Below are 21,716 nucleotides of genomic sequence, written 5' to 3'. Positions count from 1 at the left end.
GTTACTCAGCACTGGTTGTTCCAGTAGGAGTGGTCCACCATCCACGTGTCCGGGGCGGAGGCCCTCGCCCAGGATCCGGCTGCAGTGGCACCAGAGGAGGAGTAGTACTCACCACTTACAGAGGAGGAGTGGCAAGAAGAACCGTGGTAGTAGTCGGACCAAACGGTGCCGCCGCCGACGCCATAGTCCCAGGTGCCGCCGCCGATATTGACAATGGTCGCCGAAGCTGCTCCTGCGGCACCCGCTGCGATGCCCGCAGCGAGAAGCGTCGTCGTGGCGATACGCTTGATGGTGTTGCTCATGGGGGTCCTTGTCTGAGCTCGTTCATGGCACCGCGCAAAAGATTCACACGGAAGCTTCGGGTGGTCGCCCGCAGCAATTCACGACGTTATTAGCGATCGAAAAAACCTTCAATGTGACGCTAATCACATTCGCGTATTGGGATTTCGGTTGAACGCTGTCTCACCTGGATCATTGCGCCTTCTTTATTATGCATGGCCGGATCCGGCCATCGGTCTTTTTCGTAACTATGCTCGCAGTAGGGGTCGTCCAAGGGTTGAAGGAATGAGGCTTATGCCGTCGTTGGGAGGCGTAAGCCCTGCTCTGTCGTGCTCGCGGGTGGTGGGAGCACGGCACCATCGGATCGACCGAGGGTCCATGGCCAGCAACACCCACGTAACTCATGTGACAGAGCTGCCGATCCTTCTTTGAACTGTGGGAACGAGTTGACAACCCTAGATAACGCTGGACGCCAAGGGCGAGGCCCGCTTCTTCGACACGATCAGGACGCACGCGCGCCGCACGGGCGCGGCCGTTGTGCTCATCACCCACCGCATGGCCTCGGTGCGCATGGCCGACCGCATCTATGTCCTGGACCAGGGACAGGTGATCGAGCACGGTACCCATGACGAACTCATGGCAGCCCAAGGCCGCTACCACGAGCTGTTCACACTCCAGGCCAGTGCCTACCACGACGATCCCGACCCCACTCCCACGCTCTGAAGCGTGGCCTGCCCATCCAACGACGACCCGCACCGCTTGCACGAGTACAACCCTGGCCCGTCGATACGGGCGCACAAGGGTGGGCGGGTCCAGAACACGGCGTCCGGCACGCGCATCCAGGACAGGGCCTGATCACGCAGGAGGTCATCCAGGCCCTCACCCTGGTTCCGGTCCAACCACAGCTACTCCATCAAGGAGACCATGCTCGGCGGCCCTATTGCCTTGTGCATCAAAATCAGCGATCTCAGAAGGAGGGATACCATGCTCAATATCAGATACATGAATTCCTTCCACCCTCTTTCTGGAGACTGTGCTACTCGACGGTAAGAGCAGTGAGCCTTTTCCATCCTGAAGGTGCTGGTCACAGGCTCACACCGACTGCCCAGAACCTCCCATGACAGCAAGAAGCCCCTGGTAGATGAGTTAACGACCAAGAAAACCTGCCCACCAGAGGCTCCACATGCTGTTCTACCGTGCCGCGCTGCCCCTGTCACGCCGCCCCCTCAACCTGGCCGCCCGCACCATCCGCGCCCACCGCAAGACGGCTGGTTCCCGATGGCGACGCCTGGACCCGGCACAGCAGGCCCTGCTCGTGCTGGTCCACCTGTACAAAGGCGAGACCCTCACCCAGGTCGCGTCCGGTTTCGAGGTGGGCACCACGACCGCCTGGCGGTACGTGCGCGAGACCACGGCCCTGCTCGCGAAGCAGGCACCCACCCTGGAACAGGGCCTACGCCGCGCACGCCGCAAAGGGCGGGGGTATGTGATCGTCGACGGCACGCTCATCGCCTACGACCGCGTAAGGGCCGGGGCAAGCCGCGGTGGAAGAAGGACGCCAACTCCGAGCACGCCAAGCTCCGCAGCCCCGGAGAGCGAGCCATCGCCCAACTCAAGAACTGGGACGTCCTGCGCCGGCTGCGGTGCTGCCCGCACCGGGCTGGAGAGGTCACCCGAGCCGTGCTCGTCCTCCAACTCCGAGAAGCAGGATGAAAAGAGCTCACTGTGCAAGGACGTACAAGCCTGACAGGTCCCAGGGGCCAGCAGCCCGGTGCGCGGTCCGCCTCGTACCAAGGCCGCATCACACACCGGACCACAGCCTCCGCAGTCTTCGCCGTCAGCCCACCGAACGAGGACATTCGTTCTTTGTCATCCCTTACTCCTCATCCTTGTTCACCGACCTTTCCATGATGGTGCGCGCCCACCGACGTGAATTACCGAAGCGCTCGGCGAGCCTTCTCTCCGAAAGCGGGCTGCCAATACGCACGCTCTCCTGATAGGCGCACACCGCCTGTTGGTCGATATCGGCTACCTCGCGAGCAGCCTCGGACCCCTGTCGGTTATCCGAACGGACCAGCCACATCAACATCTCGTAACACCCCACCAGAGCCACAGCCGGCCAAGCCGCGACGATGGAACCCACCAACCCGTTCCGCCACCCATGAGCGACGTTCGCCGCCAAGGTGGCGGTAATCCCCACCCACAACAGCAGCCACGCCAGCCAAGGAGTTCTTGTTCTCGCTCGGGCGGAATGCAGGATCACCATGGACGCGGCGTACACCAGGCCGTCGATAGTCAGGGGAACCATCATCGCCGTGATCCCGCTCTCGCCGTATTCGGTGACCACCGCATAGGCATGCCTATAGGACACGATCGCAGCGATGACCGCGACACCGCAGACGACGAGTTTGGTCGTCCCCCTGATGAACCGGTCGGTAGTGTGCTCTTCTGTACTGCTGTCTGCTTCCAGGAGCCACCTCGCCTTCTTCTCTCCTGATCAAGAGCAAGAAGCCAGGTGGAGCAATCGTGACAGGAGAGGCCACAACCAGAGTGGTGTCCTTGGAAGCCACGGTCGACGAGGCCCAGGGGATGTGACCGACGCGCAGGCTCATGTGGGCTGCTGTGCGCCACCCAGCCCTGTCCGACCGGGACGGGATCTGGGGTTTCTGTGCGGGGCTGCTGTTGAACGGTGCCCGAGCGCCGAGGGCACGTCTCGACGGCGCTCCTCCGAACGGATCATTCGCGGCGGTGTGCCGTTAAGTCGAGCGGCATGTGTCCATGCTCGGCGAGCACAGTGAAGGTGTTGTTCACAGACACCGAGTTTCGTTGCTCCGCTGATGAACAGGACGGCCCTCGGCCCTTCCTTGTCTTCTTCTACCAAGAGGGCTCTCTTCCCTTCCCACTGTCCTTGGCAATGGGAAGGGAAGAGAGCGAACACCTGGTCACAGGTATTCACCAAAGCTCTGCGGACCAGGTGCGCCCTGACTCCACGCAACCTCACACAACCCAATGTCACTCTTTGTAGTAGTGTGTTGCGAGGAAGTTGGCACAAAGTACGCGGACGGAGCGGTCGAAACTCTGGCACACGACTGGCACGAACGTGCTGACACGCAAGGGTGCGAGGTGAACTGCCTTGACACACAGAACCAGCGCTGACCATATCGAACAGCACCAGGAAACACTGTCAGTCACCAACGGAACCGTAATTCGACGCATACGTTTTGCGGTGTTCGTGAACCACCGGGTTGGAGAGCCATGAAGATCCTTGTCGTGGGTGCCGGAGCGGTCGGCGGCTATTTCGGCGCGCACCTGGTGCAGGCGGGCCGGGACGTCGACTTCCTCGTCCGCCCCGCGCGTGCCGAGCTGCTGCGCGAACACGGCCTGAGCATCCACGGCGTGGACGGCGGTGTGGAGACCGTGCCGGTCTCCGCCGTCACCGCCGACCGGTTGGAGGCCGACTACGACCTGGTGATCGTGGCCGTGAAGTCCTACGGGTTCGACGCCGCGCTCAAGGACCTCGCCCCGGCGGTGGGCCCGCGGACCGTGGTCCTGCCCTTCCTCAACGGCATGCGGCACGTCGACGCCCTGGTCGAGCGCTTCGGTGCCGACCGTGTCTACGGCGGGGTCGCCATGGTGATGACCCGCCTGGGCGAGCGGGGCGAGATCGTCGAGATCGGCAGGATGGGCCAACTGGTCTACGGGCCGTTGGGCGAGCGGCCCGTCCTCGGCCTGGACGATGTCCACGCGGCGCTGGACACCGGGACCCACACCGCCACGCCCACGCCGAGGATCCGCCAGGAGATGTGGCACAAGTGGGTGTTCCTGGCGAGCCTGGGCGCGTGCACCTGCCTGATGCGCGGTCCCATCGGCCGCGTCAACAGCGCACCGGGCGGGCAGGAGTTCACGTCCGGGGTGTTCGAGGAGGCCATCGCCGTGGCCACCGCGTCGGGCCATCCGCCCGACCAGGGGGCCCGTGACCGTGCCCACGCCGCCGTCGCCAACACCACGGCCACGACCACGACCTCCATGTACTGGGACCTGACCCACGGCAACCCGGTGGAGGCCGACCACGTCATCGGCGACCTGGTCACGCGCGGGCGCGAGCTGGGCGTGCCCACGCCGCTGTTCTCTCTGGCGTACACGCACCTGTGCGTGTACGAGGCGGGCCGCGGCTAGGCTCTTCGCTCCCCGGTCGCGCGGCCGCTTCACGTCGAGTGGTCCTCCTGGAATCTCGGATCCATGTGGTCGGTGATGAGGGCGGCCAGCGCCGCGGGTTCCTCCAGCCAGGGGAACGCCGTGCGGGTGGAGGCGCTCACCACGTACGCCCCGGGGACGTTGCGGGACAGCACCGTGCGGAGCGACGCGCCCAGACCGGCGAGTTCCCCGGAGTAGACGGTGAACCGCTCAGGGGACGCGCTCAGACGGGTGAACCAGTCGTGCTCACACGGCGGCGCGGCCTCCTGGGCCGTCGACAGGTCCCAGGGCATCGTCTGGGTGAGCCGTTCGGTGGCGATGTCGTGGAGCAGGCGCCGGTCCTGCTCGTCCAGCGTCTCGCAACGTCCCAGGAAGTGGTCCACCATGGCCTCGACCCCCTCCTCCGGCAGGGTCCCGTGCTCGCGCAACTGCTCCTGGTAGGGGGCCATGGCCAACAGGAGGTCGGCGATCTGCGCGCTGGGCCCGGGAGGCCGGAAATCGGGGCGGCCGACCAGCACCTGGGGGTCGGGATCGACCAACAGGGCGTGCGTGGCGCTTCCGTCAGCGACGAGCTCGGCGCCCGCACCGGCCGCGCTGTCGGGGGCGACCACCAGGTCCACGCCCGTATCGGGCAGGACTGCGCGCGCCGCGGCCTCGATGTGCTCGGCCTGGTCGGCCGGGGCGAGCCGACTGGTGGGTCGCTGCTCCACCACCAGAGCGCGGACCCACGACGGTAGCGCCTCGGTGAGGCGCCGCCACACGCGCCGGTCACCAAGGTCGTGAACGAAGCAGACCACCGGGGTCTGGGCGTCAGGCATGTCGGCCCTCCTGGGGCGGGGCGCGGGCACGCGTCACCCTCGTGCCCGTGTCGGTCCGTTCCACACGCGAAGCCGGAGCGAGGTGGAACCGAAGTCGGTTCGAAGCCGCTCGTGCCACAGTCCTTCGGGCATCCGCGGGAAGCGGGTGCCCGTACCTAGGACGGAGAGTTCCCATGTTCAGGAGGTTACGAACCACTGCCCTGCTCGCGGCCGGGCGTGCGTGTCGGGGCAGCCCCGGCTTCGACGCCGGGACGGTGTACCCGCGCTGGTCCGGTCCCTCTGCGGGAGCTCGACGGCCCGGTAGCGCACGGCGGACGGGCGGGAGCCGACACACGAGGTCCCGCCGGTGGGTGCGTCCGTCGAGGGCGGGCGGAACCGGTTCGGAGCCGACCGGGCGAAGCGGTGCGGGGGCGGCTCGGCGACCGCCCCCACCGCCTCGGGTCCTTGAACGGATGGTCCGGCCGCGGGGCGGCCTCCGGACCGGTCCCCGTGTCCCGTGTCAGGCCGGCGTGCGCAGGGTCTCGGCGACCGGGGTGGTCGGGCGGCCGATCAGGCGGGAGAGCTCGCCGGTGGTCATGGACAGCTCGCCGTCGCGGATGTTGGCGTCCAAGGCGGCAACGAAGCGCGCGGTGCCCTCGTCCAGTCCGGCACCGGTCAGGGCCGCCACGTGCTCCTCGGTGGTGAGGTCGCGGTAGAGGACCTCGCGGCCGAGCAGTTCCCCCAGGGCCGCGGCGAGTTCGGCGTGGGTCCACGCGGTGTCGCCGGAGAGCTCGTAGACGGCGCCGGCGTGCGCCTTCGGGTCGCGGAGCACGACGGAGGCGGCCTCGGCCAGGTCCTGGCGCGAGGCGCTGGCGACCCGTCCCCCGCCCGCGCTGCCGACGAAGGCGCCCGTCTCGCGGGCCTGGTCCAGCTGCTGCTCGAAGTTCTCGTTGTACCAGCCGTTGCGCAGGACCGTGTACGCCAGGCCGGAGGCGGTGAGGATCTCCTCGGTGGCCTTGTGCTCGGGGGCCAGGACCAGCGTGGTGTCGGTGGCCTTGGGGGCGCTGGTGTAGACGACGTGTCCGACACCGACCGCCCCGGCGGCCTCGATCGCGTTACGGTGCTGGTCCACCCGCTTGCCGACCTCGCTGCCGGAGACCAGGAGGAGGGTGTCGGCGCCCTCGAAGGCGTCCCTGAGCGAGGCGGGGTCCCCGAAGTCGGCGCGGGCGGTACGCACGCCCCGGTCCGCGAGGCCGGTCAGCCCGCCGGCGTCGCGACCGGTGGCGGTGATCCGTTCGGCGGGGTGGCCCTTGGCCAGGATGTCCTCCACGACGAGGCGGCCCAGGTGGCCGGTGGCACCGGTGACGACGACGCTGCTCATGGGACTCCTTTCGTTCGGTCGGCTGCTCCGGCCGTGCGTGAGTGCCAACCACCCTGTTCACAGGCACATTCCAGAAGTGGGGTACCCACCTTTTGGTAAGTTGGCGCCATGCGCTCCTCCGGATTCCACGCCAACGCTCCGACCCGGGGCCAGGTGCTGTCCGCCGCCTGCCCCTCCCGCCGGCTGCTGGGCGACATCACCAGCAAGTGGGGCGTGCTCGTCCTCATCGCCCTGTCCCGGGGCCCCTCGCGCTGGAGCGAGCTGTTGCGGGCGGTCGGCGGGATCAGCGAGAAGATGCTCGCCCAGACCCTGCGCACCCTTGAGGAGGACGGCCTGGTCCTGCGCGAGGCCAGGCCGGTCGTCCCGCCGCACGTGGTCTACAGCCTCACCGGGGAGGGGTGGCAGGTCACCGGCCTGCTGGTGCCGTTGGTGGAGTGGGTGCAGGACCACGTCGGCGCCGACGACGCGGCGGAGCGGAACGGATAACCGCCGGGCTGGCCAGAGAGGTCCAGCGGCCCGCGCCGCGGACCCGCCCGAGCAGCCCGCAGGTGCTTCGACACCGTGTTCTCGGGCAGGGGCCTTCAGCAACACGGCGACGCGGTTCCCCGCGTCACCGACCGCAGGCCGAGGAGAGGAGTCCCGTGAGCGGACGCACCGAGGACACACCGCCGGAGGCCGAATTCCCGCGTCCCCGTGTACGCACCTCGCCGGGGAGGGTGCCCGGCCCCAGCAGGTCGGAGCTGGAGGCGGCCCGGAGCAAGGTGGTCCCCGACCTCCTGGCGGAGCACCTCGACGTGCTCTTCTGCGGGATCAACCCCGGCCTGGCCTCGGGTGCCCTCGAACACCACTTCGCCAATCCGGGCACGCGCTTCTGGCCCGCCCTGCACGGGTCCGGCTTCACTCCGCGCCGGCTGAAGCCCGACGAGGAGGACGCGCTCCTGTCTCTGGGCCTGGGGATCACCAACGTCGTCGACCGGACCACGGCCCAGGCGGACGAGCTGAGCCGGGAGGAGATCGTGGAGGGCGGGCGGACGCTGCGGCGCAAGGTCCTGCTGTGGCGTCCCCGGTGGCTGGCCGTGCTGGGCGTCACCGCCTACCGGCAGGCCTTCGGAGACCGCGGCGCGAAGGTGGGGCCCCAGGCCATGGAGATCGGCGGCACCCGGGTGTGGCTGCTGCCCAACCCCAGCGGCCGCAACGCCCACTGGCAGCTGGGGGCGCTCACCGAGGAGTTCGCACGCCTGCGGCGGGCCGCCGGGCTGCCGGAGCGCTCCCCCGACACCTGAGCCCACGGGTCTCCCCTTCCCGGCTCGGAGCATGCCGTGGGCGGTCCGGGGACACAGTTCCTGGGCGGCCGCGTCCGCGGCTTCGTGCCTCAGGAGCCGGCACGGCCCCGGCCCAGGCGGGCCAACCAGGCGGCCACGCGCTTCCACGGGGAGCGCAGGAGGAAACGCGCACCGGGAGCCCGCAGATGCGGCCGGACCGGTACTGGGGAGCGGTGGGCCCCGGGGGCCCGGACCGTGAGGAGATCCCCGGTGTACTGGACCTCCATACGGTCCCACGCCACCGGCTCGGGGAACGTGACCTCGCGCAGCAGCGCCCCGCTGGGGCGGAAGACCAGCAGCAGCCTCCGCCCGTCACGGACCAGGGCCAGGTGCGAGGGGGCGGCCGAGGGCCCCACGCTTACCTCGACCAGGTGGGCGCCGTCCTCCCGCCCCTGGTCGACACGGGCCACCTCCGGGAGTCCGTGGCCGGGCGAGGCCCCGGCACGCGGGGCACCGGTGAACACCGATGACGTGGACGGCATCTTGTGGAGGACATGGCGAACCCGGTTCCGCAAGCGATGGTCTAGCTCGGGGGCATCGATCTCGGCCACGAACCCGGCAGCTGTCATCAAAGTATGGATTCCGGTCACATTCGTGTAGCGGATACACCAAACAAACCCTGACAAAAAGAACCCCCTGGCAGAAGAGTCGACTACCGCGGGGGTCTGCCGCGCCAAGGGCTCTGATGCTGTCCTGCGCGAACTCCGCCGAGCAATGTCCGCCGAGGCTGAGACGATCAAACAGATCGAGTAACTCGCCTCGGCCAGGGATCTCGAAGCCTTTGCGCGAAGGGGTCCGCGGGTACCGGACTCGCGTGATCAATGTGCGGCCAGCGAATCTCGCCACCGTGGAGTATCCTCGATCGAAGCCCGATCCAGGAGATCACCCCCCGATGAAACTGCGCCCCATGGCCACCCAGGTCGACGTCTCCGGATCGACCATTCTCCGCGACCGCCCCCTGGACGAAATCCTCGATTTCTGCCGGGACGACTCCGACCGCTCCGGGAGCCTCATCGTCCACGGTCCCTCCGGGAGCGGCAAGACCACCCTGCTCACCCAGTCCAACGAGATCATGCGGCTGGTCACTCCTACCGCATTCGTCAACTGCAACGAATACCGCCCGGAGACCGTGCCGGACCTCTTCCGCGATATTCGGGACCAGTTGAGCGCCAAGATACCGGGACTGCCGCGTTGCCATTTTCCGAGGCTGGACCTGGTGCTCACCGCATTGCGAGACGATCTCACCCCCGTCAGTGACTACACCAGATTCTGGCCCGAACTGGTCAGACACTGGAGGCAGCAGGTACGTTCCAACCGCGGAACCCGACGCGAACGTCGCGACGGCGCCGCCACCTCCGTCAGCCTCGTGGTAGAGGTGAATCTGGTCTTCGTCAAGTTCCAAGTCGGCGCCGTCCGTCCGGTCGGCCCCGCCCTCGCGCTGCCGCGCAGGAAGATCGACACCGCCGTGGAGCAGTGGTTCAAGACCCGAGCCTGGGGCTCGCTCATCAACCCCTATCCGGAACACGCCGGAACCGAGAAGGCGGAGCGGGACCGCGAGACCGAGTGGAGGATCCAGACCAGCCACAACGAATGGCTCGTCCACGCCTTCCTCGCCGATCTGCGCGACCAGGCCGAAGACGCCGACCAGTACCGGCGCGTGGTCTTCCTGGACGACGTCGATGCTTTGAAGCAGCCGGCCAGCAGGGGCGGCGGGCTGCTCGCACTGTTCCGGTCCGCCCAGTCCTCGCCTGCCCACCAGGGTGCCGGTCGGACACCACTACTGCTGGTGAGCAGTACTCCCGAGAAGCCTCTCCTGACCAGGGCGAAGGCGGTCCCGGCCCCGGACTTCAGTCCCACCGAAGTACGCGAGCTGGCGGACCGCACACCGCACCGCATAGACGACTACTTCCCCGAGCTCATCTTCGGACTCACCGGGGGATACGTGGCCGCCACCAGCTATCTGCTCCAGGACCCGGCGATCGATGGGCTGCGCGCCTACAACGGACTCCAGCACCTGCTCCGGCAGAAGCGCGGCGGCGCCGAGGACGCCCCGACACTGAAGGAACACCTCGGCGACACCCTCATCAAGGCCCTGCTGAAACACTCCGAGCTCGACCTCGCGAGCCGGACGCTCGAAGCGCTGACCATCTGCTCGCTCGCCAAGGACCTCCAGGACGTCGACTACCTCATCCGGACCTACGACCTCGGTGAGGACCTCACCGGGCTCGACGACCGCCGCTGGCTGGCATGGAACGAGAACTCCGGGGCGGCACGCTCGGCCCGGGCACTGATGATGCGGTTGCTGCTGCGTCGCTGGCAGAAGGAACCGACATGGGTACGCTGCGACCGCGATGAAGCGTTCCGCCGGCTCGCGAGGCGGTCCGACGAGGGCACGAGCGGTCGCACCCCGAACTGGTACTACTACACACTCGGGTCCGGCGACCTCATGGCGGTGTGCCGGGAGCTCGACGCGCTGCTCGACCTGCCGAGCCGTGAGTCCGAGGTGCTCGACCTCATCCGCCACACCACGTCGGTACCGCAGCCGCCGATCGACGACCCCGGTGCGGACGGCTTCACTCCGCTGCAGCGATACGGATTCCTCGTCCGAAATCGGGGGCCTCGTCGGTCGGACGGAGCTCCACTGGGCCACCGGTTGTCGAGGATCCTCCGCATTGTCGCTGGCAAGTGGGTCATCGAGGACCCCTTCGAGAGCATGTACACCAGGGACGTGCACCTGCGCGTGAGGACCGCGTTCCAAGAACTGGGAGCCGTCTGCGAAGACTCCCACCCGTTCCAGTCCGAGGCCGAATTCCACGAGAACATCTCGCTGGAGCGCCCGGTGAACCCGCTCGACGCCGATATGGACTTCTGAGAAGGAGCATTCATGGAACAGGGCCGATCCCCCATCGGCGACCTCGAGTTCCCGCTCACCCGATCCGAACTCGTGCGCAGGATCGGTTCACCGCTCCAACGGCGGCGGTTCAGGCGAGCCCGGGCGGCCGTGGTCCTCTCGACGACCGTGGCGATCGCCGCCACCGTGGTCGGGGGTGTGTTCGGCTGGCCGCACCTGGTCTGCGGGACGGGCCTACAGCAGATCCGGGGCGAATGTGTCGGCGTCAACGACGGCTCCCATTCCTTCGACGCGGGTCTCGAGTGGATCACCGGCCGGATCCACAGCATGAACACCGAGGTCGAGGAGCTCGCCTCCTCCCGGGACGACATCGAGGCCTTCCGTATCGTGATGATGACTTCGTTCTCGCTCGGCGGGAACGCGGACCTGAGCGAGGAACAGATCATCCGCGCCGTCGAGGGGACCTATGTCGCGCTCATGCGACAGAACGGGTTCGCGGAGACCGGATCCGGCGTCGAGGTGGTCGCCGAGGAAAGCCGGATCTTCCAGCTCTACCTGGCCAACGAGGGGAGCGTGCAGCAAGGCACCGATGCGGTCGTCGACGACCTCGAATCGATGGTCGACGACGACATTCCCCTGTCCGTGGTCATCGGGCAGTCTTCGACCACCACCGAGACCGAGGAAGTCGCCCGGGAACTGTCCGAGCGCAGGATTCCCATGGTCGCCAGCTCCTCGACCTCCACCACGATCAACAATGTGCGCTCGCCCGGGCTCATCCGATCGGCTCCCAACAACGAGGACTTCGCGGCGGCTCTGCGCCACCACCTGGACCGTCAAGCCGAGTCGGACCAGGAACCTGTCAGGGGCCCGCTGCTCGCCGACGAGAACGAGGCCGACGCCTTCTCGCTGGATCTGGCCGATCAGTTCCGCCGATATCTCGATCCCTATCTCGTCCAGAACTCGCTGACGTTCCACGGCAGCGCCGGCTCGGGGAACACGACCGTCTACTTCGATCACATAGTCAACGAGATCTGCGCGGACCCAGGGACCAATGCGGTGTTCTTCGCCGGACGGTACTCCGACCTGGGGACCTTCCTTCGATCCCTGGAACGGCGAGGTTGCAGGGCCGAATCCGACGTCCCGATCACGGTGTACTCCATGGAGCTCGGGCTGCTTCCGGACATGGTCAGGTCCTACTCCGGCACGGAGTGCGAGCCCGCCGACGACGACTCGGCCCCGGAGCACTACCGCCTCGTCCAAGCGAGTGCCTTCGATCCCTCCTGGCTGGAGGAGGACGCTTGGAGCCCGGCGGGATTCCACGACTACGAAGCGGCCATCACCAAGACGGTGAAGGCCGAGACGGAAAGCACCTCCGCTCGGGAGGACTTCTACAGCGGCTACAGCCTGATCTACTACGACGCGGCCACGATCGCGACCCGCGCGACGCTGCTGGGCTTCGAGGCGAGCGACGAGGGTACCCTGGCCGCGAGCGTCCGGAACCACCTGTTCCGGGTCACCCGCGAACCGACCGGCAGCGGACGTCTGGACTATCTGGAGGAGTTGGAAGGCCGGGTGACGGGCCGACACATCCCGATTCTCAGTTCCGACTGCTCAGTGAAGACGTTGGACGCGGATCCGTTCCGGACACCCGACGTCCCCTACGACGAGCTGTACCCGGACCTGGCGGACTGATCGGCCGCCGACCCTTGCACCCCTTGACGTCGGTTCCGGTACCCCGAACCCCCACGCTGATCGAGTGGGCGCAGGCCAAGCCGTTTCCCACATGCCCGTTCCAGGCTGTCCGGGGTCCAAGCGTGGCGTGAGGTCGAGCGGGAACAGGGCCGCGCGCCGCTCGACCCGCTCCTCAGCATGGAGCGCGTCCAGACAGCGCTCCCAGTCATCCAGGTCCTGGGATGACAGCAGCACACCGAGCCGACCGTTGACGAAGCCGCTCTGCAGCACGATGTGAGCGGCGCAGTACCGTTCCTGGCCTCGTGGCAAAGGGTCGCCGTGCCCGATCTCAACGGCGATGCTCTGCCCAGGATCCGAGAACCGGAGGAGTTCCCACGTCCGTGCTTCGTCTGCCACGACTACCCCGTGAGTTCTCGATGGATCAGGTTGTCCCTGATCCTCTCGCACGGCAGTGACAGTGCCCCCGGCCTGCGGAAATTCCCTAGGGTGGTCGGTGGCTGCTCCGAACGACGACGAGAGCGGCTACAAGGGCCTGAAGGCGTGCCCCAGAAGGTCCGTGTCGTTGCCCTGGTCCGTAGCAAAACCAGAACACTCGCGACCGGCTCCTCCAGCGTGAGGCGGAGCAGCGTTCTCGCGAGAACCTCGCGAGGTGCCATCGGACACCACCAGGGGCCGATGTGTGCTCCGTTCGTGTTCCGCGGTTCCGCACTGGCACGACACCGGGCGGCACCTCTCGACACGAAACGATGGCGGTGATCGGAGGCTTCTCATCCGATGGTCGCAGGTTCGAATCCTGCCGGGTGCGCCACAAAACACCAGGTCATACTGGATGCGTTACCTCATCTTCGAGGAGCCATCGCACTGATGGGACCGAGGTGGGACCAGAACCAGGCCCCGCCGACCACACCCCTCGTATGTCGACCGGTCCTCCTGGCGTCCCGGAACATCAGCCACGCGGTCCGCTCCGCCGCTTCTCGCGCCACCTCCGGCAGCACGCTGGCATAGGTGTCCATGGTCAGCACGATGCTCGCGTGTCCCAGCACCGTCTGGACGACTTTCAGCTCCACTTGTTTCGTACCGGGTGTGATGGAGGCTCTGGCGCGTCCTGCGTTTTTCGGAATCGTCGATACCCGATAGCGTCATGACATTGGTGACGCGTCCACTGTAGAGCCGCGCCGCACCGGCGCGAAGGTCCGCTTTGAGGAGCTACCGAAGATGTTCCAAGGGCTGGCGCGGTATGTGCCCACGGTGAATGACGCGACAGTGCGCGGCATGATCTACCCCCGGCGGTCCCTGGTCCTGGTCGCCGGGGTACCCGGGGCCGGGAAGAGCACCCTGCTGCGGCGGCTGTTCGGGCTCCGCGGAAACGAGGAGCGGACCGTGCTCACTGCGGAGGGTGTGCGGGTGATCGACTCGCTACAGTCGCGGTACCAGCTGGGACCCTTGCTCGGTCGGGTCCCCTACCCACTGTGGCGCTGGGTGGTGCACGTACTGCACCTGGCCCAGGTGGCCGCGGCGCTGTGCGGCGGCCCGGTGGTGGTGCACGAGTGCGGAACGCGGAGCCCGGTCCGCGTGCTGCTCGCCCTGCTCTGCCGACTCCGCCGGTACGAGATGCACGTGTTGATGATCGACGCCACTCCGCAGGAGGCCCGGAACGGGCAGAACTCCCGGGGGCGGCGGGTGACCGAGCGCAGCCACCGGGCGCATTCGCGGCGCTGGCGACGGCTGCGCGCGGTCACCCGGCACAGGCCGGCGGCATTCGCACCGGGCGCGCGCAGTCTGCTCGCACTCGACCGGCGCCGGGCGCGGGAGCTGGCCTGGATCCGGTTCGGCCCCTGCGCGAATACCCGTAGTCCCCTGCACGCCGCGATGGAGCCGCCCCCTCCCCAGCTTGAACTCGTGATGTCCGATACCTAGTGGCACTGGCTGGTTGAACTCACGCAGTTCGGATCCTGGGTCTTCACCCACCGGGCCAAGGAGTCCGGACTGATGCCCTCGATGGGGTCGATCGGGGACTGCTACGACAACGCGGTCATCGAGTCGTTCTGGTCGCGCATGCAGGTCGAACTGCTGGATCGGCGCAGGTGGCGGACCCGGTTGGAGTTGGCCAACGCGATCTTCGAGTACCTGGAGATCTTCCACAACCGGCAGCACCGGCACTCGGCGATCGGCTGGCTGACACCCATAGAGTTCGAGAAGAGACAACCGAGCACCGTGGCCTGAGAATCCAGAAACACGGCTCCACCAAACTCAGTACACGCCACAGCCTCCATCACACCCGGGACGAAACACGGTCCCACCTTGTCAGGCGTCACGGACCCGGCGAACGTTCCCGGTCAACCCGCTGGAGGCCACCGACTTCACCTGTCGCTCGCCTCTGCTGGGATGCGGACGGCGAGCAATGCGGCATCGTCGTCATTGGTACCTGGCCGTGCGCGCTCCAGTAGGCGATCAGCGAAGGAATCCAGGGAGCGGTGCGCAAGGGCCGCCGCGTGCTGGCGCATGCGTCTCAAGCCTGTGTCCAGTGACTGCCCTCGGGCTTCGACCAGGCCGTCCGTGTAGAACAAGAGCGTCGATCCGGGCGGCAGGACAACGCGCGCATCGGCACGCGGCCGCGACACCCCCGCACCGAGAAGGACCCCGCTTCCCTCTTCGAGATAGTGGGTTATGCCGTCATGATGAATGAGCAGGGGCGGGGGATGACCAGCGCTCGCCCACAGCAGTTCCCACTGTCCGACCTCGTTGACCTTCAGATGGGCCAGGACGAGGGTGGCCATGAAGACATCACTGATGTGCTCGAGGGCTTGATCCAGGCGCTCGATCGTGCAATGAGGGGCTTGCTCCTGGGCCCAGGTATAGGCTCGGAGCATATTGCGAAGCTGAGCCATGCCGGCCGCTGCTTCCAAGTCGTGACCGACGACATCACCGATGACCAGAGCCGTGTCGCCGCAGGGCAGAGGGAACGCGTCGTACCAGTCACCGCCGACGTGTGAGACGTCCGGAGCAGGCAGGTACCGAGCTGTCATCTCCAATCCCGGCAGCTGCGGGAGTTGGGGCAACAGGTAGCGTTGCATGGTCTCGGCGACCTGGCGTTGGCGCTGGTAGTGGCGTGCGTTCTCCAGGGCGATGCCGATGCGCCGGGCGATGTCCTCGAGAAGAGCGAGGTCGCTCCGGGCAAAAGGATGATGCGAGCCCACGCGCCCCAGGGTCATAGCGCCCAGCACTTCGCGGGGCCCGCGGATGGGAGCGATGGCCGCGGTGTTGATACCTGTCACCTCGAACAGCTTGCGCTGCTCCACCGCGATACCCGTATCGGGCGGCCCAGAGTAGATTTCACGGTTGACGAGGGTGGAAGCGGCGCCTCGCAAGGCTTTGGACAGGGGCATACCCGAGGTTTCGGGCACCGGAGGCATCGGCCCCTGCAGGTCTTCGCGTACTGTGATTCTCCCGTTATCCGCGTGGGCCACCAGAGAGCGGGAAACCTCGTCGCCCTCGGCGATCAAGTCGATGACCACCCAGTCCGCGAGGCGTGGAAGTATCAATTCCACCACCCGCAGCAAAGACTTTTCCGCATCAACGTTGCTGATCAGATGTGCGGTGGTGTCGGCCAGCAGAGCCAGTCGTTCTGTTTCCGACAGTGTCCGGCGGGAGAAGGCGGACCGCGCGGGGTCCCCCTCGTCCTGCCCGACGGCCTGGAAGACGATCAGCTCGGCGACCTGAGAAGTGTCGGAGACACAGGGAACAGCGGACCACGCCACAGGAAGAAGCGTGCCGTCGCCTCGCTGGAACCAGGCCTTTCCGGCGCGGGAGAAAGGACTTGACAGCTCCCCATGGGAAACGTCGAGTTTTTTCTTGGCGACCATGTTCCCTTGGGCGTTACGGTGCAGCAGTTCCTGGGCGTCGTGCCCGAGCATGTCACTGGCGGAACGTGCCAGCAGTTGCAGAGCAGTGGCGTTGACCGCGACGAGGCGCTCCTTCTCGTCGACGGCGTACACGCCCGCGCTTACGCAGTCCAGCGCCTCTTCAAGGAACCGGCGTCGATCTGACACATCGGCCGAATCGCTGCATGTATCAGAATTATCGCTCACAGCGACTCCTTATCTCATGGACCCGCCCGCACACCTACCCTGGTCGAGGAGCGAGCGTACCCGGCGCCTACCCGATACGCCTACGAAGGGCCACCCTGCGCAGGCGGGAAACCAGAGACACTCATGTCTGTCTCGTGTGCGAGACAAGTCTCACGACGGCCAGTACTGGTGAGGCTCCGGCGTTCACGGCTCTTCTCCGACACCGGCCTACAGCCGACCATGAAAACCTCGAACAACTTACGATACGACAACCATGTGCAGTGATCTTGGCTCGCTTCGGTAGACGCAGAAGAGCGTGCGGCGTCGGTCCGCGTACCCTGGTCAACTCCCAGACTCCCGAGGCAGCCGTCGTCGCGGTGACCGGTGACCTGTTCGAACAGGACGTCTCCACCTGGCACTGGAAACACCCGTCCCCTGTCCTGCTCCGGGCAGATCGCGATGAGCGGCGGCGGTGAGCCCCAGCACGCCGGGGACATGGCGGCGCAGTTGGCGCTGAGCCCAGAGAACCTGAAGGCCGTTCTCGGCGAGGCTGGCACGTCCCTCGCGAACCTCGTCCGGCTCAACGTCTGCATCACCAGTCTCCCCGAGCAGGGCTAGGAGCAGCCACTGTGCAGGTCAGAGCTGGTCGAGCTACTCCCCCAGCCTTCCTAACGATCACCGAGTGACAACAGGCATCCCGGCAGTCTCCAGAACCTCCCCCTCTCCACAGAACACAGAAGTCACCAGGAGCCAGGCACAACCTGTCGCCGGGAAAGAGCCAGCCTGCGTCGTTCTCGATCGACTTCGACGACGGCCACCGCGAGCTTCTCACCGACCCGGACCACCTCCTCCGGAGCTTCCACCGGCACTTCCGTCAGCTCTCGCAGATGCACCAGACCCTCGACACCGTCGGCCACCTCCACGAAGACACCGAACGGCACGAGCTTGGTGACGCGCCCACACAGCACCCGCCCCTCCCGCACACTGTCGGCGAACACCTGGAACGGGTCGGGCTGCATCGCCTTCAGCGACAACCGGGCCTCTCCGTTGGATGTGTCGAAACCGAGGAACTCGCACGAGACACGCTGACCGACCCGAACGATGTCCGAAGCCGCGTCGAAACGGCACCAGGACAAACCGGAGTACGAGATGAACCCGACACCGGGGAAGGCGGGGTGGCCGGGCCCCTCGTCCAACGCCACGAACACGCCGAACGACTCGATCGACGCGATCACACCGGACAGGACCTCACCGCGGCGGAGCCCTTTGAGGAATGTCCACAGTCGCGGGTTCTCCGTCGCAGCCATCGACAGCCGAACCCGGCCCGCATCCCGATCGACGGCGATCACCTCAGCCGTGACACGCTGCCCGACCTCCACGACCCTGGCCGCGACCGCGAACCGGACCCAGGAGAGGTCCAACGGCCCGATCACACCCAGCGGGCGCCCAGGAAATCCGTCCAGGGCCACTGCCACGGCACCGTCGCGAGTCAGCTCGGTGACGGTCCCTCCGCAGTGGTCACCGATGTGAACCGTTGCCAGGAAAGCCTGAGCAGCCTGATCGTCCGACGCTTCGTACATGACGCCCCAGTCTGTCAGAAGAAGCCCCGAACCGGCCTGCTGATGTGCTTCGCACCGCAGTCGCGGCCACTGGACCTGAGATCGACGTACGTGGCGGCAACCGGGGAGTGGGTGGGGCGTCGAACGTGGAAACCCCCTGCGCTGAGGAGAGATCCGTGTCCCCCGTCCAGATCATCCGCACGGTGGCCATCGCTTTGATCGCCGGTGGCGGGGCCCTCGGGTTGGTCCCCGGCCGGCCGTGCGGGGCGGGCTGGTGGGCTCCGTCCAGCGGCGACGAAACCTACGGGTGGTTCGCCTACGGGGAGCCGCCGCCCAACATGGTGACCGGTGTGTGCTCCGTTCGTGCTCCGCGGTTCCGCACTGGCACGACACCGGGCGGCACCTCTCGACACGAAACGACAGCAGTGATCGGATGGATAGAGACGAAACGGCACCCTGCGGCACGTAGAGACACCAAAGCGCCGGACTTCTCATCCGATGACCGCAGGTTCGATCCCTGCCCGGCACACCACAAAACCCTCGGCTCACATCCCCGTACCATCGCGGATCAGCGACGTCCCTACCGAGGAGGTCGGCCTGGAACCGGGGGCCTGCCCACGCCTCGCTGGTCTGCCCGGAGTCGCGAAGCACCGGTTACGCGGTCCTCTCGGCCGCCTCCCACGCCATCTCCGGCACACCGACGCAGGCTGGCCGCGCGCGGGGCCCCACGTGCCACGGAACCTCGGTCCGCCCGCGCGGTCCCCCGCCCGGGCGGACCGACCGGGTCCGAATCGCCTATCCCCCTCCTCCGCCTGGCGGGTCGGCCTTCGGCCGCCACTTGCGCAACCGCCCGCACATACCGAAGCGCCGTGGTCCGGGCAGCGGTTCGGTACGCGCCAGGGCCGCCTCGTGCATGACGCCGGGATCGCCCCGGGCCAGCGACGCGAACTGCCGCCGGGTCAGCTCCAGCTCCTGTTCCACGTTCTCGCGCCAGATCTCCCGCCACTCCCCCACACGGGGGCGGACCACCTCCGCCGCGAGCCGGTGGAACTCCCGCAGGGCCGCCCCGCCGTCCTCCCCCACCGACTCGACGAGTTCCAGGTAACCCTCCACGGCCAGGTCGCGGCGGGTCGCGGCCCGGCGGGCGCGCTCCTCCTCGGAGGCGTCCTGGGACAGGTGGGCGGCGGCCTCGTAGGCGGCGCGGTCGGCCATCACCTCACGTGGGAAGGTGAAGACCGCGTCGCCCGCCTCCGGAAGCCCGGAGTTCTGCATGACCACGGTGATCTCGAGCCCTCCGTGGTTGACCAGGCGGTGCACGGTGCCCGGACCGAACCACAGGACGGTACCGACCGCCAGCGCGTCGGCCGCGACACCGTCCGGGGTGATGGTGTGCACCTCTCCGCTCCCGGCGACCACGACGTAGGCCTCCGACGACGCGGTGTGCACGTGCGGTGTGCCGCCGTGCAGACCGTCCGGGGCCTGCCGGTCGTAGACCTGGAGGTTGCTGACGGCGGTGCCTCCGGGGAAGCGGGGTGTCCTCATGGCGTGTACTCCCCGGCGAGTGCCTCGATCTCCTCGGTGGCGCACATCCGGTCGACGAACACCAGCCGGTGCCGGAGCTTGAGGACGTCGTCCGGATCGAGGGTGACCGTCTCGTCGAAGGACGGCGAGGGGCTGAACACGGGGAAGGGCTCCGAGCGCACGAACCACTTGACCGGCGTCGATCCGCTGGTCGTACCGGCGAAGCAGAGGATGGTCGCTCCGCCGTCGATCTCGTCGTGCCGCCCGGTGAAGGCGATCCAGTCCGCCCGGGTGCCCATGACCTCCGCGCCGGTGCGTCCGGTCGAGCTGAGCACGTCGCCTCCGGTCCACGACCGCGGGCCGCGCCAGAACAGTCCGGTGTAGCCCGCGGCGTCGCGGCCCGCGGTGGTGGGACTGCCCAGTTCGAGCGTCTCGCCCCGCACGTTGGTCAGCGAGGTCGCGAAGTCGAGCGCCCACAGCCCGCGGCCGGGGTCGACGGAGTGGAACCGGTGCGTGCGGGCCTCGGCGATCCACCGCTCACCGTCCGGGGTCCACCAGCTGAGGCGCTCGGTGAGGGAGACCTCGTCGTCGCGTTCGCCGACGTCCTCGAAGTGCTCGTGGCGGATGGAGCCGACGTTGTCGAGCCACTCGTAGCCGCTGCCGTGTACGTAGGTCGGACCGCCCCAGAAGTTCTGCCCGCTGACGTGGGACCAGGTCATCTGCAGGCCCTTGTGCCAGCGGTGGTCCCACGGCCGTGTGGCGCTCAGCGGTGCACCGCTGAGCGTGCGCAGCGGGTGCAGGAAGGGTTTGGGGGCTTCGACGGCCGGAGCGTCGGGCCTCAGTACGTAGCGCGCGATCTCGGTACCGTCCACCGTGACGGTGAGCGCGTCGTCGCCTCTGGACAGGGTGGGTTTCTCAGACACCGGTGCTCGGCTCCCTTCGGGTGAGGACGGACGCTGCGGCTCGTGCGTCGCCCCCGTACATGGAGTGGTAGAAACCGCTGGCGGGGGTCAGGTCCCGTCGCCGTACCGTCCCGCCGAGTACGGCGGACTGGTACATCCCGGCGACGAGTTCGAGCGCGCGCCGTCCGTCGTGGCCGCTGGCACGGGGGCGCTCACGGCGTTCCATCGCGTCGAGCAGCGATCTGAGCTGGGCCTTGTGCGAACTCGGCACGTTCTCCTCCGGCTGCCAGGAGGCGGCCGCCTCCGCGTCGGCGTGCGGTGCCGGCGTCCAGCGCCAGTGCGCGTTGTCGTAGCCGTAGAGGTGCTCCAACTCGACCGTGGCGTTCTCGAAGTCGAAGCGCAGGTAGCTGGTCTCCCGCGGTGAGAGCAGGCTGTTGGCCATGGAGACGGTCGCGCCCGACTCGCAGCGCACGATCGCCATCGACACGTCCTCCGTCTCGATGGACCGCGCGGTCGTGGACATCACGGACGTGACCTCGGTCCAGTCGCCGAGCAGCGAGAGCATGAGGTCCATCTGGTGGATGCCGTGCCCCATGCTCGGGCCTCCGCCCTCGGTGTCCCACCGACCGCGCCAGGGGGCCTCGAAGTACTCCGCGTCCCGGTACCAGAGGGTGTTGCACACGCCCACGAGCGGACGTCCGAGCGTGCCCTCCGAGAGGTGGCGGCGCAGGCGCTCGGCACCCGAACCGAACCGGTGCTGGAACACGTAGCTGGCGAAGGGGCCGTGCTCGCCCTCGTGGGCGCGGATCCGGTCGTACTCGGCGAGTGAGAGGGTCGGCGGCTTCTCGCACCACACCCAGGCACCGGCGTCCAGGCTCGCGGTCACCGTGTCCTTGTGCGCGGCGGGCGGGGTGCACACGATCACGAGGCCGGGCCGCTCGGCGGCGAGCATGGCCCCGACGTCGGTGTACCGGCCCCGGACACCCCATTCAGCCGCGGTCGCCTCCACGAGCGCCTCGTCGAGGTCGACCAGGGCGGTGACATCGACCCGGTCGCCCATGTCGGCCAGCGCGGGAAGGTGGACGCCCCTGGCGATTCCGCCGCTGCCGACGACGGCCACACGGATCGGGGGACTGGGTTCGGACACGGGC

General features: G+C 67.5%; 19 protein-coding genes and 2 pseudogenes. 10 read left to right on the top strand and 11 right to left on the bottom strand.

The window, feature by feature from the left end; genetic code table 11:
* Positions 1 to 5: 5 nt before the first annotated feature.
* A complete protein-coding gene (locus tag FYX01_RS09065; RefSeq protein WP_150239542.1) occupies positions 6 to 302 on the bottom strand; it encodes a lactococcin 972 family bacteriocin in 297 nt (98 codons plus the stop codon).
* A 514-nt stretch (positions 303 to 816) separates the two neighbouring features.
* On the opposite strand from FYX01_RS09065, the gene FYX01_RS09060 reads away from it, so the two are divergent.
* Positions 817 to 1,002, top strand: coding sequence for a hypothetical protein (locus tag FYX01_RS09060; protein ID WP_317846055.1), 186 nt, complete (start codon positions 817 to 819; stop codon positions 1,000 to 1,002).
* Positions 1,003 to 1,462: 460 nt separating this feature from the next.
* Positions 1,463 to 1,992: pseudogene (locus FYX01_RS09055) on the top strand (helix-turn-helix domain-containing protein).
* Positions 1,993 to 2,155: 163 nt separating this feature from the next.
* Here the strand turns inward: FYX01_RS09055 and FYX01_RS09050 are convergent.
* The gene (locus FYX01_RS09050) at positions 2,156 to 2,704 is read right to left on the bottom strand and encodes a DUF2637 domain-containing protein (RefSeq protein WP_150239540.1); all 549 of its coding nucleotides are present in this window, start codon (positions 2,702 to 2,704) and stop codon (positions 2,156 to 2,158) included.
* Between the two features lie 830 nt (positions 2,705 to 3,534).
* Between FYX01_RS09050 and FYX01_RS09045 the strand changes: the two genes are divergently transcribed.
* A complete protein-coding gene (locus FYX01_RS09045) occupies positions 3,535 to 4,455 on the top strand; it encodes a ketopantoate reductase family protein (RefSeq protein ID WP_190394246.1) in 921 nt (306 codons plus the stop codon).
* 29 nt (positions 4,456 to 4,484) lie between these two features.
* On the opposite strand, the gene FYX01_RS09040 is transcribed toward FYX01_RS09045, so the two are convergent.
* On the bottom strand, positions 4,485 to 5,291 hold the full coding sequence (locus FYX01_RS09040; RefSeq protein WP_150239538.1) for a hypothetical protein: 807 nt from the start codon (positions 5,289 to 5,291) through the stop codon (positions 4,485 to 4,487).
* Between the two features lie 499 nt (positions 5,292 to 5,790).
* Positions 5,791 to 6,651, bottom strand: a complete 861-nt coding sequence (locus FYX01_RS09035; protein ID WP_150239536.1) for an SDR family oxidoreductase — start codon at positions 6,649 to 6,651, stop codon at positions 5,791 to 5,793.
* Between the two features lie 108 nt (positions 6,652 to 6,759).
* On the opposite strand from FYX01_RS09035, the gene FYX01_RS09030 reads away from it, so the two are divergent.
* Entirely contained in the window at positions 6,760 to 7,137 is a 378-nt protein-coding gene (locus tag FYX01_RS09030; RefSeq protein ID WP_150239535.1) for a winged helix-turn-helix transcriptional regulator, read from the top strand.
* A 254-nt stretch (positions 7,138 to 7,391) separates the two neighbouring features.
* Complete coding sequence (gene mug, locus FYX01_RS09025) at positions 7,392 to 7,934, top strand: G/U mismatch-specific DNA glycosylase (RefSeq protein ID WP_150240046.1); 543 nt, start codon at positions 7,392 to 7,394, stop codon at positions 7,932 to 7,934.
* Between the two features lie 89 nt (positions 7,935 to 8,023).
* On the opposite strand, the gene FYX01_RS09020 is transcribed toward mug, so the two are convergent.
* A complete protein-coding gene (locus FYX01_RS09020) occupies positions 8,024 to 8,455 on the bottom strand; it encodes a hypothetical protein (RefSeq protein ID WP_150239533.1) in 432 nt (143 codons plus the stop codon).
* Between the two features lie 410 nt (positions 8,456 to 8,865).
* Here FYX01_RS09020 and FYX01_RS09015 point away from each other — a divergent pair, with 410 nt between their 5' ends.
* Positions 8,866 to 10,845 (top strand): ATP-binding protein, encoded by a 1,980-nt coding sequence (locus tag FYX01_RS09015; protein WP_190394245.1) that lies wholly within the window; start codon positions 8,866 to 8,868, stop codon positions 10,843 to 10,845.
* Between the two features lie 12 nt (positions 10,846 to 10,857).
* The gene (locus FYX01_RS09010; RefSeq protein WP_150239529.1) at positions 10,858 to 12,516 is read left to right on the top strand and encodes an ABC transporter substrate-binding protein; all 1,659 of its coding nucleotides are present in this window, start codon (positions 10,858 to 10,860) and stop codon (positions 12,514 to 12,516) included.
* Here FYX01_RS09010 and FYX01_RS27215 read toward each other — a convergent pair.
* Complete coding sequence (locus tag FYX01_RS27215) at positions 12,436 to 12,912, bottom strand: DUF5959 family protein (RefSeq protein ID WP_223830361.1); 477 nt, start codon at positions 12,910 to 12,912, stop codon at positions 12,436 to 12,438. The genes FYX01_RS09010 and FYX01_RS27215 overlap by 81 nt on opposite strands.
* A gap of 819 nt (positions 12,913 to 13,731) precedes the next feature.
* On the opposite strand from FYX01_RS27215, the gene FYX01_RS09000 reads away from it, so the two are divergent.
* Together FYX01_RS09000 and FYX01_RS08995 are read left to right on the top strand one after the other, a co-directional pair.
* Positions 13,732 to 14,433, top strand: a complete 702-nt coding sequence (locus FYX01_RS09000) for an AAA family ATPase (RefSeq protein ID WP_150239527.1) — start codon at positions 13,732 to 13,734, stop codon at positions 14,431 to 14,433.
* Positions 14,434 to 14,505: 72 nt separating this feature from the next.
* A complete protein-coding gene (locus FYX01_RS08995) occupies positions 14,506 to 14,739 on the top strand; it encodes an integrase core domain-containing protein (protein WP_150239525.1) in 234 nt (77 codons plus the stop codon).
* A 137-nt stretch (positions 14,740 to 14,876) separates the two neighbouring features.
* Here FYX01_RS08995 and FYX01_RS08990 read toward each other — a convergent pair whose 3' ends face one another.
* On the bottom strand, positions 14,877 to 16,604 hold the full coding sequence (locus FYX01_RS08990) for a GAF domain-containing SpoIIE family protein phosphatase (RefSeq protein ID WP_150239523.1): 1,728 nt from the start codon (positions 16,602 to 16,604) through the stop codon (positions 14,877 to 14,879).
* A 363-nt stretch (positions 16,605 to 16,967) separates the two neighbouring features.
* On the opposite strand from FYX01_RS08990, the pseudogene FYX01_RS26545 reads away from it, so the two are divergent.
* A pseudogene (locus FYX01_RS26545) lies at positions 16,968 to 17,186 on the top strand (RidA family protein); the annotation flags it as partial.
* Between the two features lie 137 nt (positions 17,187 to 17,323).
* Here FYX01_RS26545 and FYX01_RS08980 read toward each other — a convergent pair.
* From FYX01_RS08980 to FYX01_RS08965, 4 genes are all read right to left on the bottom strand, one after another.
* Entirely contained in the window at positions 17,324 to 18,163 is an 840-nt protein-coding gene (locus tag FYX01_RS08980; RefSeq protein WP_150239519.1) for a S1 RNA-binding domain-containing protein, read from the bottom strand.
* Positions 18,164 to 18,937: 774 nt separating this feature from the next.
* Positions 18,938 to 19,684 carry a cupin domain-containing protein gene (locus FYX01_RS08975; protein WP_150239517.1) on the bottom strand — a complete coding sequence of 249 codons (747 nt, stop codon included), beginning with the start codon at positions 19,682 to 19,684 and terminating at the stop codon, positions 18,938 to 18,940.
* On the bottom strand, positions 19,681 to 20,586 hold the full coding sequence (locus FYX01_RS08970; RefSeq protein WP_150239514.1) for a DUF6807 domain-containing protein: 906 nt from the start codon (positions 20,584 to 20,586) through the stop codon (positions 19,681 to 19,683). Before FYX01_RS08970 ends, FYX01_RS08975 begins: the two co-directional genes overlap by 4 nt.
* The gene (locus FYX01_RS08965) at positions 20,579 to 21,712 is read right to left on the bottom strand and encodes a Gfo/Idh/MocA family protein (RefSeq protein WP_150239512.1); all 1,134 of its coding nucleotides are present in this window, start codon (positions 21,710 to 21,712) and stop codon (positions 20,579 to 20,581) included. Before FYX01_RS08965 ends, FYX01_RS08970 begins: the two co-directional genes overlap by 8 nt.
* Positions 21,713 to 21,716: the final 4 nt, after the last annotated feature.

The sequence above is a fragment of the Nocardiopsis quinghaiensis genome (genome assembly GCF_008638365.1).
In the GTDB taxonomy this organism is placed as follows: Bacteria; Actinomycetota; Actinomycetes; order Streptosporangiales; family Streptosporangiaceae; genus Nocardiopsis; species Nocardiopsis quinghaiensis.
This window is presented reverse-complemented; position numbering and strand designations above follow the sequence as displayed.

What these genes read in the sequence shown, in the direction of transcription:
- FYX01_RS09065 (WP_150239542.1), bottom strand. Translation starts at nt 302, where the DNA reads ATGAGCAACACCATCAAGCGTATCGCCACGACGACGCTTCTCGCTGCG.
- FYX01_RS09045 (WP_190394246.1), top strand. Translation starts at nt 3,535, where the DNA reads ATGAAGATCCTTGTCGTGGGTGCCGGAGCGGTCGGCGGCTATTTCGGC.
- FYX01_RS09040 (WP_150239538.1), bottom strand. Translation starts at nt 5,291, where the DNA reads ATGCCTGACGCCCAGACCCCGGTGGTCTGCTTCGTTCACGACCTTGGT.
- FYX01_RS09035 (WP_150239536.1), bottom strand. Translation starts at nt 6,651, where the DNA reads ATGAGCAGCGTCGTCGTCACCGGTGCCACCGGCCACCTGGGCCGCCTC.
- FYX01_RS09030 (WP_150239535.1), top strand. Translation starts at nt 6,760, where the DNA reads ATGCGCTCCTCCGGATTCCACGCCAACGCTCCGACCCGGGGCCAGGTG.
- FYX01_RS09020 (WP_150239533.1), bottom strand. Translation starts at nt 8,455, where the DNA reads ATGCCGTCCACGTCATCGGTGTTCACCGGTGCCCCGCGTGCCGGGGCC.
- FYX01_RS09015 (WP_190394245.1), top strand. Translation starts at nt 8,866, where the DNA reads ATGAAACTGCGCCCCATGGCCACCCAGGTCGACGTCTCCGGATCGACC.
- FYX01_RS09010 (WP_150239529.1), top strand. Translation starts at nt 10,858, where the DNA reads ATGGAACAGGGCCGATCCCCCATCGGCGACCTCGAGTTCCCGCTCACC.
- FYX01_RS09000 (WP_150239527.1), top strand. Translation starts at nt 13,732, where the DNA reads ATGTTCCAAGGGCTGGCGCGGTATGTGCCCACGGTGAATGACGCGACA.
- FYX01_RS08995 (WP_150239525.1), top strand. Translation starts at nt 14,506, where the DNA reads ATGCCCTCGATGGGGTCGATCGGGGACTGCTACGACAACGCGGTCATC.
- FYX01_RS08980 (WP_150239519.1), bottom strand. Translation starts at nt 18,163, where the DNA reads ATGTACGAAGCGTCGGACGATCAGGCTGCTCAGGCTTTCCTGGCAACG.
- FYX01_RS08975 (WP_150239517.1), bottom strand. Translation starts at nt 19,684, where the DNA reads ATGAGGACACCCCGCTTCCCCGGAGGCACCGCCGTCAGCAACCTCCAG.